The organism is Chromobacterium subtsugae (genome assembly GCF_001676875.1).
Lineage (GTDB): Bacteria > Pseudomonadota > Gammaproteobacteria > Burkholderiales > Chromobacteriaceae > Chromobacterium > Chromobacterium subtsugae.
This window is the reverse complement of sequence record NZ_JYKA01000001.1, coordinates 349,564-366,403: the sequence shown is the minus strand read 5'-3', so window position 1 is coordinate 366,403 and position 16,840 is coordinate 349,564. Positions and strand designations below refer to the sequence as shown.

Here is a 16,840-nt window from a genome sequence, read left to right as displayed (position 1 = left end):
AGGGAGAAGCAAACATGAGCGACATGAAGCTGAAGCATCAGCTGGCCCTTGGCTTCGGGCTGCTGCTGGCGGCGCTAGCGGCGGCTTTGTTCCTGGCGCAGGCGCAATTGCGCGGCCAGCAGGCGCGCGACGACGATGCCGCCGCCGGCCGGCTGATCCAGGCCGGGCAATTGGCGCTGGCGGGGCGGGCGCAGGATGCCGGCGCCCAATTGGTTCTGCGCGTGGCCGGCCTGCTGGCCGGCGGCGACGGCGCGCAATGGCGGGCAGAGCAGCCGCGGGTCGACGCCGCGCTGGAGGCGGCGATGACGGGGCTGAGCGCGTTGACGGCCCATGCCGCCGGCGACGGCAAACCGCTGCTGGAGGCCGCGCGCGAGGCCGGACTCGCCGTGCGCGGCCAGATCGCCGACTACCGCCGGCTGGCGGCTGCGGCCCATGGCGACGAGGCGCGGATCTATCTGCGCGCCTCGCTGTGGCCGGCAGCGCAAAAATACCAGGAGGCGGTTGGCCGCTATGCCCGCTTCGAGGGCGAGCAGTCGCTGCGGCTGGCCGCGGCGGAGGCGGGCGCATCGTCCGGCCGCGCCGCGGACGGAGTCGCGGTCGCCGGCGCGGCGCTGGCGGCGCTGGCCGTCGCGCTGTACTGGCTGTTGGCGCGGGCTCTGGAGAGGCAGTTGGGCGGCGATCCGCGGGTACTGGCGATGGTGCTGCGCGAATTGGCCGGCGGCGAGGTGCGCACGGCGTTCAATGTGCGCGACGGCGACGACAGCAGTCCGTTCGCCTTTCTGCGCGCCGCGGTGTCGCGCTCGCTGGAGAACATGCGGCTGCGCAGCGCGCTGGATGTGTGCACCACTAATGTGATGATCGCCGACGGCGAGCATCAGGTGGTGTACGCCAACCGGGCGGCGCTGGACATGTTCCAGCAGGCGGAGGCGGACATCCGGCAGGAGCTGCCGCAGTTTTCCGCCCGGGCGATCCTGGGCTGCAGCATAGACAGCTTCCACCGCAATCCCTCGTTCCAGCGCGGCTTGCTGCAGGATTTGCGAGGCACCCATCGCGGCACCATCAAGGTGGGCGGACGCACCTTCCATCTGGTGTTGACGCCTATCCTGGATGGACAGAACCGCAAGCTGGGCGCGGTGGTGGAGTGGGTGGACGCCACGCGCGAGCTGGAGCGGAAGGCGGAAGAGGATGCGCGCCTGGCCGCCGACCGCCTGGCGGCGGCGGAGAACGCCCGCATCCGCAGCGCGCTGGACGTCTGCACCACCAACGTGATGATCGCCGACGCGGAGCATAAGATCATCTATGCCAACGGTTCGGCGCTGGCGATGTTCCGCAACGCGGAGCCGGACATACGCAAGGATATTCCCAGCTTTTCGGCCAGCCGGCTGCTGGGCTCCAGCATCGACGAATTCCACAAGAATCCCGGCTACCAGCGCGGCCTGCTGGCGCAGGCGCGGGACACGCACCGCTCGTCCATCGCGGTGGGCGGGCGCACCTTCGGCCTGATCCTGTCTCCGGTGGTCGGCGCCAAGGGCGAGCGGCTGGGTTCGGTGGTGGAATGGCAGGACAACACCGAGATGCTGCGGCTGCAGCAGGAGGCGCAGCAACGGATGGACCAGGAGCGCGCGCAGGCCGCCGAAAACGCCCGCATCCGCAACGCGCTGGACAATTGCACCACCAATGTGATGATCGCCGACAACGAGCGCCGCATCATCTACATGAACCACAGCGTCACCGACATGCTGCGCAGCGTGGAGGCCGATCTGCGCAAGGCGCTGCCCCATTTCGACGTGCGCCGGCTGTTGGGCACCAGCATAGACGAGTTCCACAAGAATCCCGCCCACCAGCGCGAGCTGCTGGCCAATATGCGCGCCACTTACCGCGCCGAGATCGTCGTCGCCGGCCGCACGTTTTCGCTGGTGTCCAATCCGGTGTTCGGCGCCGACGGCGCGCGGCTGGGTTCGGTGGTGGAGTGGAAGGACCGCACCGCTGAAGTGGAGATCGAGCGCGAGGTGGCCGGCATCGTCAGCGCCGCTTCCGCCGGCGAGTTCGGCAAACGCATCGATGTGGAGGGCAAGCAGGGCTTTTTCCGCTTGCTGAGCGAAGGCGTCAATCAGCTGATGGGGGTGACCAGCCAGGGACTGGCCGATATCGCCGGCGTGCTGGGCGCGCTGGCCGGTGGCGACCTCACCCGCAGCATATCGGCCGACTACCAGGGCCTGTTCGGCCAGCTGAAGGCCGACAGCAACGCCACCGTCGACAAGCTGAAGGAGATCGTCGCCAATATCAAGGACTCCACCGACACGATCAACACCGCGGCGCGGGAGATCGCCGCCGGCAACGCCAACCTGTCCAGCCGCACCGAGCAGCAGGCGGCCAGCCTGGAGGAAACCGCGTCCAGCATGGAGGAGATCACCAGCACGGTGCGGCAGAACGCCGAAAACGCCAGAAAGGCCAATTCGCTGGCGATAGGCGCGTCCGACATCGCGGCGCGGGGCGGCAAGGTGGTGGGCGACGTGGTGTCGACGATGAACGAGATCAACGACAGCGCCAAGAAGATAGTCGACATCATCAGCGTGATCGACGGCATCGCCTTCCAGACCAATATCCTGGCCCTGAACGCGGCGGTGGAGGCGGCGCGCGCGGGCGAGCAGGGCCGGGGCTTCGCGGTGGTGGCCAGCGAGGTGCGCAGCCTGGCGCAGCGCTCGGCGGCGGCGGCCAAGGAAATCAAGTCGCTGATCGGCGACTCGGTGGACAAGGTGGAGTCCGGCAGCCGGCTGGTGGACGAGGCGGGGCGGACCATGGACGAGATCGTGGTGTCCATCCGCCGGGTGGCCGACATCATGAGCGATATCTCGGCGGCCTCGGCCGAGCAAAGTTCGGGCATCGAGCAGGTCAACCTGGCGGTCACCCAGATGGACGAAAACACCCAGAAGAACGCCGCGCTGGTGGAGCAGGCGGCCGCGGCGGCGGAGTCGCTGGAAGAGCAGGCGCGCTATTTGTCCGGCGCGGTGGCGGTGTTTCGGCTGGATGAATCGGGGCGAAGCGGCCAGCCGCCGCAGACGAGGCCGCTCGCCAGCCGGCAGCCGGCGGCGTGGACATTCGCCGCCAAGGGACGGGGTCCGGCGCGGGCGCTGGAGCCTATCCGTCCGCCGCGGGACGCGGACGACGGGACATGGGAGGAGTTTTGAGCGGCGGCATCCGCGGCAGGCCCGGCGGCGCGCTGGCTAAGGAGCGGGCGGGGACGGCATGATGGACGAGACCGAGCTGAAATTCACCGGCAGCGATTTCCGGCGGGCGCGGGACATGCTCTACCAAAAGGCCGGCATCGCGCTGCACGACTCCAAAAAACACATGGTCTACGCGCGCCTGGCGAGGCGGGTGCGCTCGCGCGGACTGCGCAGTTTCGGCGAATACCTGGACCTGCTGCAGCAAGACCAGGAGGAGGGCGAGTGGCAGGGTTTCATCAATGCGCTCACCACCAACCTCACGTCCTTCTTTCGCGAGCCGCATCATTTCGAGATGCTGCGCGAGCATGTCCGCCGACGCCGGCCGGCGGGGGAGACGTTTCGGGTGTGGAGCGCGGCCTCCTCCACCGGAGAGGAGCCGTATTCGATAGCCATCACCTTGCTGGAGTCGTGGCGCGAGTCCGGCGGCGGCGCTTTCGAGCTGCTGGCGTCGGATATCGACACCCAGGCGCTGGCGCAGGCGGCGCGCGGCGTTTATCCGCTGGAGCGAGTCGTCCAGCTTGCGCCGCATCTGCTGAAACGCTATTTCGACAAAGGGGCGGGAGCCAATGAGGGCATGGCCAGGCTCAAGCGGCAGGCGCGGGAGGCCGCGCTGTTTTTCCAGTTCAACCTGGCGGCGTCGACATGGCCCGATATCGGGCGTTTCGACGTGATTTTCTGCCGCAATGTGCTGATCTACTTCGACAAGGCCACCCAGGCGGACATCCTGTCGCGGATGGCGCCGTGCCTGAAGCCGGATGGCCTGCTGTTCCTGGGGCACTCGGAAAACATCTCGCATCTGACCGAGGCCTTCGCCGGCTGCGGCAGGACGGCCTATCGGCTGGCGCGCCCGGACGGCGGCTAGGAGGCGGGCATGGCGGTCATCCGGAGCAAGATCAGGGTGGTGGTGGTCGACGATTCGGCGCTGATCCGCAGCCTGCTCACCGCCATCATCAACGGGGCGCCGGACATGGAGGTGGTGGCGACCGCCTCCGACCCCATCCTCGCCCGCGAGCGGATACGGGAAACCAGCCCGGACGTGGTGACGCTGGATGTGGAAATGCCGCGCATGGACGGGCTGGAGTTCTTGCGCCGGCTGATGCGGCTGCGGCCGACGCCGGTATTGATGATCTCGTCGCTGACGGCGGCAGGCTCCGAAACCGCGCTGGCGGCGCTGGAGCTGGGCGCGGTGGATTTCGTGCACAAGCCGGCAGAGGATGTCGCGCGCAGAATGCCGGACTATGCGGAGGAAATCCGCGCCAAGCTGAGGATGGCGGCGGCCGCGCGTCTGCGCCAGCCGATGCGTTTCCCGCCGGTTCCGGTTGGCATGCTGGCTGGCCCGGACGCCGGGCGCGCGCTGATTTTCGTCGGCGCCTCGACCGGCGGCACCGAGGCGATCAAGGAGTTTTTGCTGGGCATGCCGGCCAATTGTCCGCCCATCCTGATCGTCCAGCACATGCCGGAACATTTCACTTTCACCTTCGCCGCCCGCCTGGACCGGTTGTGCGCGATGCGGGTGACAGAGGCCAGGGATGGCGAGCCGGCGCAAATCGGCGCGGCTTACATCGCGCCGGGCCACTCGCACATGCGGGTGAGGCCGGGCGGGCCGACCGGCTATCAGATCGCGCTGGACCAAGGCGAACCGGTCAACCGTCATCGCCCGGCGGTGGACGCGCTGTTCGATTCCGCCGCGCGGCATCTGCGCGGCAACGCCATCGGCGTGCTGCTCACAGGGATGGGGCGGGACGGCGCCGCCGGCCTGTTGCGGATGCGCCAGGCCGGCGCCGTCACTTTCGGCCAGGACGAGGCCAGCTGCGTGGTGTACGGCATGCCGAAGGAAGCGGTCAAGGCGGGGGCGGTGATGCACGTCTGCCCGCTGGCTTCGCTGGCGTTCCGGGTTGTCGAGTGTCTGCAACTGCATGGCGAAAGGTAGATGACATGAACTTCCCCGGCGCGATGGATGGCAACCGCTATTACGACAAGCATTTCCAGACGATGGCGGTGAAGGTGTTCCCCGGCGAATTCCACGCCACCAATCAGCGGCTGATGCTGGTGACGCTATTGGGCTCCTGCGTGGCGGTGTGCTTGAGCGATCGCACCGCCGGCGTCTGCGGCATGAACCACTTCCTGCTGCCGGAAGGCTCGCTGGATCTGGGCGCCGGCGCTTCCGCGGCGCGCTTCGGCGTCAACGCGATGGAGTTGCTGATCACCGACATGCAGAAGCTGGGGGCGATGCGGCACCGGCTGGAGGCTAAGATCTTCGGCGCGGCCAATGTGCTGGAGGGCATGACCGTGGTGAACGTCGGCGAGCGCAACAGCCAGTTCATCCGCAGCTACCTCGCCAACGAGCAGATTCCGGTGCTGGCCGAAGACTTGCTGGGCGAGTGCGCGCGCAAGGTGTATTTCTTCACCGAAACCGGCAGGGTGCTGATCAAGAAGCTGAAGCGCAGCGGCGTGGCGGTCAAGGCCGAGCAGCCCTACCGCGGCCGCATCCTGGAACAGGGCGAAGGCGCCAAGACCGGCGACATCGATCTGTTCCTGTGACAGGCGGAGCGTTCAGCGTTCCAGGTATTGCAGCTTGTCCTTCACCTCGGCCCAGTCGGCATGGTCGGGCAGCGGATCGATCTTTTCGGTGATCACCGGCCAGTTCTTGGCCAATTCCGCGTTGAGGGCCAGGAAGTTTTCCTGGCCCTTGGGCAAGTCGTCCTCGGCATAAATGGCGCTAATCGGGCACTCCGCCACGCACAGCGAGCAGTCTATGCATTCTTCCGGGTCGATGGCCAGGAAGTTGGGCCCTTCATGGAAGCAGTCCACCGGGCACACGTCCACGCAGTCGGTGTATTTGCATTTGATACAGGCATCGGTTACAACGTACGTCATTCTGGTGTCCTCATCGAGGCTGAATCGTAGATCGGGATAATGGTATTTTAGCGATAATTCGTCCCCTTGTAGATTTCAGTCCTCCAATCCCGATGTCCAAGTCATCATACCGGGGCCGTTTCGCCCCCAGCCCCACCGGCCTGCTGCATGCCGGCTCCCTCAGCACCGCGGTCGGCAGTTATCTGGAGGCCCGCAGCCGCGGCGGCGAATGGCTGCTCAGAATGGAAGACCTCGACCCGCCGCGGGAAATGCCCGGCGCGGCCGACGACATCCTGCGCACGCTGGAGGCCTTCGGTTTCGAATGGGATGGCGAGGTGGTTTACCAGAGCCGGCGCCACGAGCGCTATCGCGCCGCCCTGCTGCAGTTGGCCGCCAGCGGCCATGCCTACGCCTGCTGCTGCACCCGCAAGGAAATCGCCGCGGCCGCCCGGCGCGGTCTGGACGGCTATGTCTATCCCGGCACCTGCCGCAACGGCTGTCCCGGCGGCAGGGAAGGCCGGGCCTGGCGCTTGCGCGCGCCCGACCGGGATGTGTCGGTGATGGATCGTCTGCAGGGCGAATGCCGGCAGAACCTGGCCGGCGACATCGGCGATTTCGTGCTGCTGCGCGCCGACGGCTTTTGGGCCTACCAGTTGGCGGTGGTGGTGGACGACGCCGAGCAGGGCGTCAATGACATCGTGCGCGGCGCCGACCTCCTGGTGTCGACGCCGCGCCAGCTGCAGGTTTACGACAGCCTGGGCCTGCCGCCGCCCGGCTATTGCCACCTGCCGGTGCTGACCAACGCCGCCGGCGAGAAATTGTCCAAGCAGACGCTGGCGCCGGCGATAAGCGGCGGCGACGCCGCGCGCCAGCTGCGCGCGGCGCTGGGCTGGCTGGGCCATCCGCCGCCGGCCGAGTGCGGCAGGCTGGACGAACTGTGGCGTTGGGCCATCGCCAATTGGTCGCTGAGCCGCGCGCCGCGCGGCCCGCTGATCCTGCCTCATGCATAAGCGTCCGCTTATTCAATTGACATAAGCATCTGTCGCGTAACGGTTTTTTTGTAAAAAAATCGCCAATGCGACATGTTTTTACGTCAAATCTGTGTTTTAATGCGCCCTTTTTTTCCGGCGCGGCGGCTGGCGCCCGCGGCGCGGCGATGCCGAGAGATCGGCCAAGAAGCCCAGGCTGGGCTATCTTGAAGCCTGTGAGGCGAGCCAGCTGATGCCGTTGTTTCCCATTATTCCGCATGTTTGACGCCGGGCCGGCCAGCGCCCGGCGCTGGATGCTTTCGCCCTAGACGGAGAATCAGGTTTGAGCGAAAACAGTTCCATCCAAAAGAAAGGCTCGCTCGGGGTCTGGATGTGCACCGCCCTGGTGGTGGGCAATATGATAGGTTCCGGCGTGTTTCTGCTGCCGGCCTCGCTGGCGCCGTTCGGCGGCATCTCGATGCTGGGCTGGTTGCTGACCTCCGGCGGCGCGATCTGCCTGGCGCTGGTGTTCGCGCGCCTGTCGGCCATCCTGCCGCGCGAAGGCGGGCCGTATGCCTATATTCATGCCGGCTTCGGCGATTTCGCCGGTTTCTGGATCGCCTGGGGCTACTGGATCGCGCTGTGGGCCGGCAATGCCGCGCTGGCGGTGGCGGCCACCAGCTATATGCAGGTGTTTTTCCCCATCCTCGGCCATAACGAGCCGCTGGCCGGCGCTTTCGCCATCAGCCTGATCTGGATCGTCACCTGGATCAACAGCCGCGGCGCGCGCAGCTCCGGCATGGTGGCGGTGGTCACCACGCTGTTGAAGCTGCTGCCGCTGGCCGCGGTGACGTTCATCGGCTTTTTCCACATGCATCCGGAAAACCTGGCCTTCAATCCGCACGGCAAGCCGCTGCTGTCGTCGCTGTCGGCCACCATGGCGCTGACGCTGTGGGCCTTCTTGGGCCTGGAGTCGGCATCGGTGCCGGCGGGCGATGTCGTGGAGCCGGAAAAGACCATTCCGCGCGCGACGGTGATCGGCACCTTGCTGGCGACCGTGCTCTACATTTTGTCCACCATCTCGCTGATGGGGCTGATGCCGGCCGACACGCTGGCCGCGTCGCAAGCGCCGTTCGCCGACGCCGCCCGGCTGATGTGGGGCGACTGGGGCTATTGGGCGGTGGGCTTCGGCGCGGTGGTGTCCTGCTTCGGCGCGCTCAACGGCTGGAGCCTGATGCAGGCGCATGTGCCGGCCGCCGCCGCCAAGGACAAGCTGTTCCCCAGCCGCTTCGCCCAGCGCAACGCCGCCGGCGTGCCCATCTTCGGCCTGGTGCTGTCCAGCGCGCTGGTCACCATCCTGATGGCGATGAAATACGCCGGCGGCGACAGCGGCGTGAAGATCTTCGAATTCATCATCCTGCTGGCCACCGCCACCACGCTGCTGCCGTACGCTTTCTGCTCGATGGCGCTGATCGCCATCATGCTGATGCGCGGCAAGGCGTTCGCCCCCAAGGACTACGTCGCCCCCGGCTTCTTCGCCGGCATCGGCTTCGTCTATTCGCTGTGGGCATTGTACGGTTCCGGCGCCGATACCGTGATGTGGGGCATGCTGTTGCTGATGCTGGGCCTGCCGGTCTACGTCTGGCAGTTGAAGGAGCGGCACGCGGCGGCTTGAGCCAGCGCCGCCAGAGCCCGAAAGCGCAGCGTCGACCGCTGCGCTTTTTTCATGGCCGCCCGCGGCGGATGGCGGCTATGGCTCAGGAAATTTTCATATTCGAATAATAATAAACACAAAAAATTTGCGATATTTTTCTGATAAACACAGAAAAATAAACTGTTTTACTTCGAAATAAACTCGGCTTGCCAAGCCGCCGCGACTGCCACCATAATCGCCGGGTCATACAGGAGAGAGCGGCCCCGCGGCCGCCGCCGAAGGCGCAAGTGCACCCGCAATCGCTCAGGCAAAAGGACTGTATCACGGGGTCGGCGGCTGCCGGCTTGCGCAATCTGGAGAGCGGCGCCTGCGTGGCGTCCACCGAAGGGGCTAACGGCTGATCCAGCCGGAAAATCTCAGGTGCAGGGACAGAGGGGTGTGGTTGACACAGGCTATCCACACTTTTCTCGAAGGAACCGCGCATGACGGCCCCGAAACGTACCCCGCTGTTTGACGCCCACGTCGCCGCCGGCGCGAAAATGGTTGATTTCGCCGGTTGGGAAATGCCCATCCACTACGGCTCCCAGCTGAAAGAGCACGAGATCGTCCGCTCGGACGCCGGCATGTTCGACGTTTCCCACATGACGGTGATCGACATCACCGGCGCCGACGCCAAATCCTGGCTGCAAAAACTGATCGCCAACGATGTCGCCAAGCTCGGTTTCGAGGGCAAGGCGCTGTATTCCGGCATGCTCACCGCCGAAGGCACCGTCGTCGACGATCTGATCGTCTATCTCACTTCCTATGGCTACCGCATGGTGGTCAATGCCGGCACCACCGAAAAAGACCTGGCCTGGATGGAAAGCCAGAAGGCCGGCTTCGACGTGGCGCTGCAAGTGCGCCGCGATTTGGCGATGCTGGCGGTGCAAGGCCCGCAGGCCATTGAAAAAGTCTGCTCCATCAAGCCGGAGCTGGCCGATGCCATCCGCGCGCTGAAAGTGTTCCAGGGCCTGCCGCAGGACGAGTGGTTCTACGCCCGCACCGGCTATACCGGCGAAGACGGCCTGGAAATCATGGTGCCTGCCGATCAGGCCATCGCCTTCTTCCATCAATTGCAAGCCGCCGGCGTCGCCCCCATCGGCCTGGGCGCGCGCGACACGCTGCGCCTGGAAGCCGGCATGAACCTGTACGGCCACGACATGGACGAAACCGTGTCGCCGCTGGAGGCGGGCATGGGCTGGACCATCGCCTGGGAGCCGGCCGAACGCAAGTTCAACGGCCGCGAGGCGCTGGAGGCGCAGAAGGCCGCCGGCGTGAAGATGAAGCAGGTGGGCCTGGTGCTGGAAGGCCGCGGCGTGCTGCGCGAAGGCTTGAAGGTAGTGGTGGAGGGCGTCGGCGAAGGCGTGATCACTAGCGGCACCTTCTCGCCCACGCTGAAGCATTCCATCGCCATCGCCCGCGTGCCGGCCGCCACCGGCGCCACGGCCCTGGTGGACCTGCGCGGCGCGCTGACCGATGTGCGCGTGGTGAAGATGCCCTTCGTGCGCAACGGCAAGAAAGTATTCGAATAATCTGGCTGCAGTGTTGGAACTGCCGCCGCCATTGATCTGATCTTAAGCTGGAGAACTTCAAGATGAGCAATATCCCCGCCGAACTGAAATATGTGGAAAGCCACGAGTGGCTGCGTCTGGAAGCCGACGGCTCCGTGACTGTGGGCATCACCGCGCACGCGCAGGAATTGCTGGGCGACATCGTGTTCGTCGAACTGCCGAAAGTGGGCGCGGCCCTGGCCCGCGACGAGCAGGCCGGCGTGGTGGAGTCGGTGAAGGCCGCTTCCGACGTCTACTGTCCTATCGCCGGCGAAATCCTGGCGGTGAACGAAGAGCTGGAAGGCGAGCCGGAACTGGCCAACAGCGAGCCCTACGGCGATGGCTGGTTCTTCAAGATCAAGCCGGCCAACGCCGCCGATCTGGATGGCCTGATGGACGCCGCCGCCTACGCCAAGGAAATCGGCGCCTGATAGCTGAACCCGCCCTGCAGTCGCCAGACGCAGGGCGTTTTTTTTGGCCGCGAAGCCAGCCGCCGCGCACCGGCCGGCGGACGATGAGCCACGCGCTCTCTCCGCCCGCCGGCGATGGCGGGCTTCGCGGCAGCAATGGAAGGTCCTGAACATGTCGCTCTCCGCACTCTTCAATCGCAACGAATTCATCGCCCGCCACATCGGCCCGTCCGACGACGAGCGCGCCGAGATGCTGGCCGCCATCGGCGCGGCCTCCATCGACGCGCTGGTCGGCGAAACCCTGCCGGCCGACATCCGCCTGAACCGCGCGCTGGATCTGCCGGCGCCGCAGCCGGAAGCCGAGGCGCTGGCCGCCCTGAAAGCGGTGGCCGCCAAGAACGTGGTCAACAAATCCTTCATCGGCCTCGGTTACTACCCGGTGAAGACGCCGTCCGTGATCCTGCGCAACGTGCTGGAAAACCCGGGCTGGTACACCGCCTATACCCCGTACCAGGCCGAGATCGCCCAGGGCCGGCTGGAGGCGCTGCTGAACTTCCAGCAGATGGTGATCGACCTGACCGGCCTGGAAATGGCCAACGCCTCGCTGCTGGACGAAGCCACCGCCGCCGCCGAAGCGATGGCGATGGCCGGCCGCGTGTCCAAATCCAAGTCCACGCGCTTCTTCGTCGACAGCCGCGTGCTGCCGCAGACGCTGGACGTGATGAAGACCCGCGCCAAGTACTTCGGCTTCGAGCTGGTGCAGGGCCATCCGGAAGAGGCCGGCAACGGCGATTACTTCGGCGCGCTGTTCCAGTATCCGGGCGAAGCCGGCGATCTGATCGACCTGACCCCGCATATCGCCGCCATCAAGGCCAAGGGCGGCGTCGTCGCCGTCGCCGCCGACGTGATGGCGCTGGTGGCCTTGAAGTCGCCGGGCGAGATGGGCGCCGACATCGCGCTGGGCAATACCCAGCGCTTCGGCGTGCCGATGGGCTTCGGCGGCCCGCATGCCGCCTATTTCGCCTTCAAGGACGAGATGAAGCGCTCGGCGCCGGGCCGCATCATCGGCGTCTCCATCGACGCCAAGGGCAAGACCGCGCTGCGCATGGCGTTGCAGACCCGCGAGCAGCACATCCGCCGCGAGAAGGCCAACTCCAATATCTGCACCAGCCAGGTGCTGCTGGCCAATATCGCCGGCTTGTACGCGGTCTACCACGGCGCCGAGGGCGTCAAGCGCATCGCCGCCCGCATCCACCGCTTGGCCGCCATCTTCGCCCACGCGGTGCAGGCCGCCGGCGGCAAGCTGGTGTTCGACCGCTTCTTCGACACCGTGCAGGTGGACGCGCCCAAGGCCGACGCCATCTACGCCGCCGCGCTGGCGGCCGGCTACAACCTGCGCCGCGTGGGCAAGACCGTGTTGGGCGTGGCCTTCCACGAGGCCGCCACCGAGGCGGATCTGGCCAAGCTGATCGAGCTGTTCACCGGCAAGCAGGCAGATATCGCCGCCTTGGACGCCGCCGCCCAGGATGCGATCCCGGCCGCGCTCAAGCGCGAATCCGCGATCCTGAGCCACCCGGTGTTCAATGTGCACCATAGCGAGCACGAGATGCTGCGCTATATGAAGAAGCTGGAAAACCGCGACCTGGCGATGAATCATTCGATGATCAGCCTGGGCAGCTGCACGATGAAGCTGAACGCCACCAGCGAGATGATTCCGATCACCTGGCCGGAATTCGCCAATATGCACCCGTTCGCGCCGCGCGAGCAGACCGTGGGCTATCTGGAAATGATCGCCGGCCTGGAGAAGCAGCTGCGCGCGATCACCGGTTTCGACATCATCTCGATGCAGCCGAACTCCGGCGCGCAGGGCGAGTACGCCGGCCTGTTGGCGATCAGCCGCTACCACGAGTCGCGCGGCGAAGCCCATCGCAACATCTGCCTGATTCCGCAATCGGCGCACGGCACCAACCCGGCCACCGCGCAGATGATGAATATGCAGGTGGTGGTGGTGAAATGCGATGAGGCCGGCAACGTCGACGTCGCCGACCTGAAGGCCAAGGCAGAACAGCACGCCGCCAACCTGGCCGCGCTGATGATCACCTATCCGTCCACCCACGGCGTGTTCGAGCAGGCCATCAAGCAGATCTGCGAAATCGTCCACGCCCACGGCGGCCAGGTGTACATGGACGGCGCCAACCTCAACGCCCAGGTGGGCCTGACTCGTCCGGCCGACATCGGCGCCGACGTGTCGCATATGAACCTGCACAAGACCTTCTGCATCCCGCACGGCGGCGGCGGCCCGGGCATGGGCCCGATCGGCCTGAAGGCGCACCTGGCGCCGTTCATCGCCAACCACGTGGTGGCGCCGGTGCCGGGCGCGGAGGCAGGCCAAACCGCGGTATCCGCCGCGCCGTTCGGCTCCGCCTCCATCCTGCCGATATCGTATATGTACATCGCGATGATGGGCGCCGAGGGCATGAAGCAGGCAACGGAAAACGCGTTGCTGTCGGCCAACTACCTAGCTACCCGCCTGGGCGAGCACTACCCGGTGCTGTACACCGGCGCCAACGGCCGCGTCGCCCACGAGTGCATCATCGACTTGCGCCCGCTGAAGGCCGCTTCCGGCGTGACCGAAGTGGACGTGGCCAAGCGCCTGATGGACTATGGCTTCCACGCGCCGACCATGAGCTTCCCGGTGCCGGGCACGCTGATGATAGAGCCGACCGAATCGGAGCCGAAGGCCGAGCTGGACCGCTTCATCGCCGCGATGGCCGCCATCCGCGCCGAGATCGACCAGGTGCAGAACGGCGCATGGCCGGCGGACAACAATCCGCTGGTCAACGCGCCGCACAGCAAGGCCGACATTGCGGGCGACTGGAACCGGCCGTACAGCCGCGAGCAGGGCCTGTTCCCGCTGCCTTACGTGCTGGAGAACAAGTTCTGGCCCAGTGTGAACCGCATCGACGATGTCTACGGCGACCGCAATCTGGTCTGCAGCTGCCCGGGCATCGAAAACTACATGTGACCTCGGCGCTGCCGAATCCCTGTCGCCCCGCCAGGCCATGTCTGGCGGGGTTTTTCATGTTCAATGGCAAATTAAGTGTAAATACTTAGAAAGAATAACTAAGTAGTCATACGTTTTTGTACGAACTATCACTCAATGAACAGCACGGAGCGCGCGCTGCGCGCAGTGGATGCTGGGAAATATCGTCGGCATGAGCGGGGTGAGTGAAATGGGAATCGCTAATTTTGACGCTTTCTATCGCAGCAATGGTTCTTTCTATGGCGACCGGCCAGCCTTGTCGCTGATGTATTTTCTGGACAAATTCGATGTGCGGGGCGGCGGGCAGGGACTGGACTTGGCCTGCGGCCAGGGACGCAACGCCTTCTATCTGGCCAGCCTCGGTTTTTCGATGTACGGCGTGGATGAATCTTCGGAGGCGGTTTCCCGCATGGGCGAGCTGGCCGACCAGCGCCGGCTGTCGGTGTGCGGCAAGGTGGTGAACCTGGCCGACCTGGAGATCGAGCCGCAAAGCTACCGCATCATCGTCGCCTATACCGCGCTGGATCACCTCGACGCCGCCGCCGGCGAACGGCTGGCCCAGTCCATGATGGCGGGGCTGGAGCCCGGCGGCTACTTGTTCGCGGCGGTGTTCATGGTGGATGACCCTGGCTGCAGCGGCAGGGGGGGCGATGTCAGCGAAACCGCCGCCTATGTCCGCCATTACTACCGGCCGGGCGAGTTGCGCGAACAGTTTTCCGCGCTGGCGCCGCTGGCTTACCAGGAGGAGTACGCGCTGGATCTCAGCCACGGCCGGCCCCATCATCACAGCATGGCCAGGCTGTTCGCCTGCAAGCAAGCCGCCTGAACGGCAGGCGCGGGATGACGAAAAACAGGGCGAAATCGCCCTGTTTTTCATTGGCGCCCGGCATTGCGGCGACGTGGACCGGTGGTGAGTAAAAAATGGTCAGGTCATGAGACGTGTTTGCTACAATGGCGCCTGTCCGCGATGGCAGTTGCGTGGCGTTTTCCAATGAATAAATAAAAGGTTGCGGCATCTATGCCGATAGGAAGCATGCTCTCCTGGCAGGGAGGGGATCTGGCGTTGCTGGAGGCCCTGGGCCTGCCGCTATGGATTTTCGATATCGATCACAAGCGCGTGTTCTGGGCCAATCAGGCCGCGCTGCGGGTGTGGGGGGCGCGCAGCCTGGCCGAGTTGCAGCAGCGCGACATGTCGCTTGACATGTCGGTTTCGGTGGCGCAACGGCTGGGCCAGTATCAGCAGGACTTCGAGCGGGAAAACGCCAGCTTCGTCGAAAGCTGGACCCTGTATCCCAATGGCCGCCCCTGCGTGCTGAAGGTGGCGTTCCGCGGCATCCGCGCCGACGGGCGGGTGATGATGTTCTGCGAAGCGCAGAACCCGCTGAGCGCCGATCCGGCCAGCTTGCGCAGCGCGGAGGCCTTGATGCACACCTCGGTGCCGATCACGCTGTACGACTCCGCCGGGATGGCGCTGTACCGCAATCCCTCCGCCCGCGCCCAGGTGGCGGATGCCGGCGAGCGCTGGCGCCAGCATTTCCTCCACGACGGCGATTGGCAGGCGCTGCAGCAGGGCGTGGCGGCGGTCGGGGAGGCGCGCCAACTGGCGCGCGTGCATACCCGGCGGGGCGAGCGCTGGCACGAGATCGCCGTGCGCGCTTGCCGCGACGCGGTGTCCGGGCAGGACGCGCTGCTGGTCAGCGAGGTGGACATCACCGATCTCAAGCATGCCGAAGCGCGCGCCAGCTTCCTGGCCAATCACGACGTGCTGACCGGCTTGCCCAACCGCAACGGCATCCGCAGCGATTTCCTGCCCTATCTGCAGCAGGCCCTGCGCAATGGCCGCCAGGCGGCGCTGATGTTCATCGATCTGGACCGCTTCAAAAACGTCAATGATTCACTCGGCCACGCCCGCGGCGACGAGCTGCTGGTGGGCATGACCGCGCGGCTGTCCCGGCTGCTGCGGCATGACGAGAAGGCGGCGCGGCTGGGCGGCGATGAGTTCCTGGTGATGCTGGCGGCGCCGGACGCCGCGGGGCGGGCGGAAGCGCTGGGGCGGGACATCCTGCAGGCGCTTGGCATGCCGATCCGTCTGGGCGGCATGGACATCAGCGTGTCGGCGTCCATCGGCATCAGCGTGTGCCGCGACGGGACGCTGGACCTCGAGCAGATGATGCGCCACGCCGACCTGGCGATGTATGCGGCCAAGGATGCGGGCCGCAACAACCTGATGTTCTTCACGCCGGCGCTGGAGGCGCGCACCCAGGCGCAGCTGGCGCTGGAGAGCGATATCCGCCGCGGCCTGGAGCAGGGCGAGTTCGTCGCCGGCTTTCAGCCGCGGGTGGATGTCGCCAGCGGCAAGGTGGTCGGCGCCGAGGCGCTGGCGCGCTGGAACCATCCGCAACGCGGCCTGCTGAAGCCCGACAGTTTCATCCAGGTGTGCGAGGACAGCGGGCTGATCCTGCAACTGGGACGGCAGATCCTGGCCCAGGCGACGCGGCAGCAGCGCTTGTGGCGCGAGATGGGACTGGACTTGATGGTGTCGGTCAATCTGTCGCCGTGCCAGTTCGTCGACCCGGCGCTGCCGGCGATGGTGGCCGCCGTGCTGGCGGACAGCGGCTGCCAGGCGGACAGGCTGGAGCTGGAGATCACCGAGTCGGTGCTGCTGGGCCATGACGATCAGACCATGCGCACCTTGCAGGCGCTGCGGGCGCAGGGGGTGAGCATCGCCGTCGACGATTTCGGCACCGGCTATTCCAATCTGGCCTATTTGCAGCGTTACCCGCTCAGTTCGCTGAAGATAGACCGTTCCTTCATCGCGGATCTGGACAGCACGCCGGCCATCGCCGAATTGATCATCACCATGTGCAGGATGCTGGGGCTGAAAGTGGTGGCGGAAGGGGTGGAGACGCCGAAGCAGCTGGCCTGGCTGCGGCAGCGAGGTTGCCAGGAGTACCAGGGCTATCTGTGCAGCCCGGCGCTGGCGGCTGGCGAGTTCCACAAGCTGTTGTTGTGAGCGGATGCTCTCCTTATATCAATATGTAGATTAAGTCGTTGGTTTTTGCCCCATATTGACTTACCCTAATGCGATTCATG

12 protein-coding genes and 2 riboswitches are annotated in these 16,840 nt (G+C 65.8%); of the genes, 11 read left to right on the top strand and 1 reads right to left on the bottom strand.

All coding sequences use genetic code 11. From position 1 onward, the window contains the following. Nucleotides 1-14: 14 nt before the first annotated feature. From MY55_RS24530 to cheD, 4 genes are read left to right on the top strand one after another with little or no spacing between them, the layout of a single operon-like run. The gene (locus MY55_RS24530; RefSeq protein WP_341864701.1) at nt 15-3,188 is read left to right on the top strand and encodes a methyl-accepting chemotaxis protein; all 3,174 of its coding nucleotides are present in this window, start codon (nt 15-17) and stop codon (nt 3,186-3,188) included. A 58-nt stretch (nt 3,189-3,246) separates the two neighbouring features. Beyond that, nucleotides 3,247-4,089 carry a CheR family methyltransferase gene (locus MY55_RS01765; protein WP_043574282.1) on the top strand — a complete coding sequence of 281 codons (843 nt, stop codon included), beginning with the start codon at nt 3,247-3,249 and terminating at the stop codon, nt 4,087-4,089. A gap of 9 nt (nt 4,090-4,098) precedes the next feature. After that, a complete protein-coding gene (locus MY55_RS01760) occupies nt 4,099-5,157 on the top strand; it encodes a protein-glutamate methylesterase/protein-glutamine glutaminase (RefSeq protein ID WP_043574285.1) in 1,059 nt (352 codons plus the stop codon). 5 nt (nt 5,158-5,162) lie between these two features. Further along, nucleotides 5,163-5,768: a chemoreceptor glutamine deamidase CheD gene (gene cheD / locus MY55_RS01755; RefSeq protein ID WP_047243427.1), complete on the top strand. Its 606-nt coding sequence runs from the start codon at nt 5,163-5,165 to the stop codon at nt 5,766-5,768. A gap of 12 nt (nt 5,769-5,780) precedes the next feature. Here cheD and fdxA read toward each other — a convergent pair whose 3' ends face one another. Beyond that, complete coding sequence (gene fdxA, locus MY55_RS01750; protein WP_043574289.1) at nt 5,781-6,104, bottom strand: ferredoxin FdxA; 324 nt, start codon at nt 6,102-6,104, stop codon at nt 5,781-5,783. A 92-nt stretch (nt 6,105-6,196) separates the two neighbouring features. Here fdxA and gluQRS point away from each other — a divergent pair, with 92 nt between their 5' ends. The 7 genes from gluQRS to MY55_RS01715 all read left to right on the top strand — a co-directional run bounded on the left by gluQRS (nt 6,197) and on the right by MY55_RS01715 (nt 16,760). After that, a complete protein-coding gene (gene gluQRS / locus MY55_RS01745) occupies nt 6,197-7,093 on the top strand; it encodes a tRNA glutamyl-Q(34) synthetase GluQRS (RefSeq protein WP_043574291.1) in 897 nt (298 codons plus the stop codon). Between the two features lie 349 nt (nt 7,094-7,442). Continuing rightward, the gene (locus MY55_RS01740) at nt 7,443-8,726 is read left to right on the top strand and encodes an amino acid permease (protein WP_047243474.1); all 1,284 of its coding nucleotides are present in this window, start codon (nt 7,443-7,445) and stop codon (nt 8,724-8,726) included. A 217-nt stretch (nt 8,727-8,943) separates the two neighbouring features. Further along, nucleotides 8,944-9,034, top strand: a riboswitch (glycine riboswitch). A gap of 14 nt (nt 9,035-9,048) precedes the next feature. After that, a riboswitch (glycine riboswitch) is annotated at nt 9,049-9,147 on the top strand. 40 nt (nt 9,148-9,187) lie between these two features. Further along, nucleotides 9,188-10,276 (top strand): glycine cleavage system aminomethyltransferase GcvT, encoded by a 1,089-nt coding sequence (gene gcvT / locus MY55_RS01735; protein ID WP_065201871.1) that lies wholly within the window; start codon nt 9,188-9,190, stop codon nt 10,274-10,276. A 62-nt stretch (nt 10,277-10,338) separates the two neighbouring features. After that, a complete protein-coding gene (gene gcvH / locus MY55_RS01730) occupies nt 10,339-10,725 on the top strand; it encodes a glycine cleavage system protein GcvH (protein ID WP_047236843.1) in 387 nt (128 codons plus the stop codon). A 151-nt stretch (nt 10,726-10,876) separates the two neighbouring features. Then, complete coding sequence (gcvP, locus tag MY55_RS01725) at nt 10,877-13,729, top strand: aminomethyl-transferring glycine dehydrogenase (RefSeq protein ID WP_047236842.1); 2,853 nt, start codon at nt 10,877-10,879, stop codon at nt 13,727-13,729. Between the two features lie 208 nt (nt 13,730-13,937). After that, complete coding sequence (locus MY55_RS01720) at nt 13,938-14,573, top strand: class I SAM-dependent methyltransferase (protein WP_065201870.1); 636 nt, start codon at nt 13,938-13,940, stop codon at nt 14,571-14,573. A gap of 207 nt (nt 14,574-14,780) precedes the next feature. Further along, entirely contained in the window at nt 14,781-16,760 is a 1,980-nt protein-coding gene (locus tag MY55_RS01715) for a putative bifunctional diguanylate cyclase/phosphodiesterase (RefSeq protein WP_043574301.1), read from the top strand. Nucleotides 16,761-16,840 lie beyond the last annotated feature (80 nt).

Excerpts from the sequence above, each read along its gene's own strand:
- gcvH (WP_047236843.1), top strand. The coding sequence starts at position 10,339 with ATGAGCAATATCCCCGCCGAACTGAAATATGTGGAAAGCCACGAGTGG.
- fdxA (WP_043574289.1), bottom strand. The coding sequence starts at position 6,104 with ATGACGTACGTTGTAACCGATGCCTGTATCAAATGCAAATACACCGAC.
- MY55_RS01740 (WP_047243474.1), top strand. The coding sequence starts at position 7,443 with ATGTGCACCGCCCTGGTGGTGGGCAATATGATAGGTTCCGGCGTGTTT.
- MY55_RS01715 (WP_043574301.1), top strand. The coding sequence starts at position 14,781 with ATGCTCTCCTGGCAGGGAGGGGATCTGGCGTTGCTGGAGGCCCTGGGC.
- MY55_RS01760 (WP_043574285.1), top strand. The coding sequence starts at position 4,099 with ATGGCGGTCATCCGGAGCAAGATCAGGGTGGTGGTGGTCGACGATTCG.
- MY55_RS01720 (WP_065201870.1), top strand. The coding sequence starts at position 13,938 with ATGGGAATCGCTAATTTTGACGCTTTCTATCGCAGCAATGGTTCTTTC.
- gcvP (WP_047236842.1), top strand. The coding sequence starts at position 10,877 with ATGTCGCTCTCCGCACTCTTCAATCGCAACGAATTCATCGCCCGCCAC.
- gcvT (WP_065201871.1), top strand. The coding sequence starts at position 9,188 with ATGACGGCCCCGAAACGTACCCCGCTGTTTGACGCCCACGTCGCCGCC.
- MY55_RS24530 (WP_341864701.1), top strand. The coding sequence starts at position 15 with ATGAGCGACATGAAGCTGAAGCATCAGCTGGCCCTTGGCTTCGGGCTG.
- cheD (WP_047243427.1), top strand. The coding sequence starts at position 5,163 with ATGAACTTCCCCGGCGCGATGGATGGCAACCGCTATTACGACAAGCAT.
- MY55_RS01765 (WP_043574282.1), top strand. The coding sequence starts at position 3,247 with ATGATGGACGAGACCGAGCTGAAATTCACCGGCAGCGATTTCCGGCGG.
- gluQRS (WP_043574291.1), top strand. The coding sequence starts at position 6,197 with ATGTCCAAGTCATCATACCGGGGCCGTTTCGCCCCCAGCCCCACCGGC.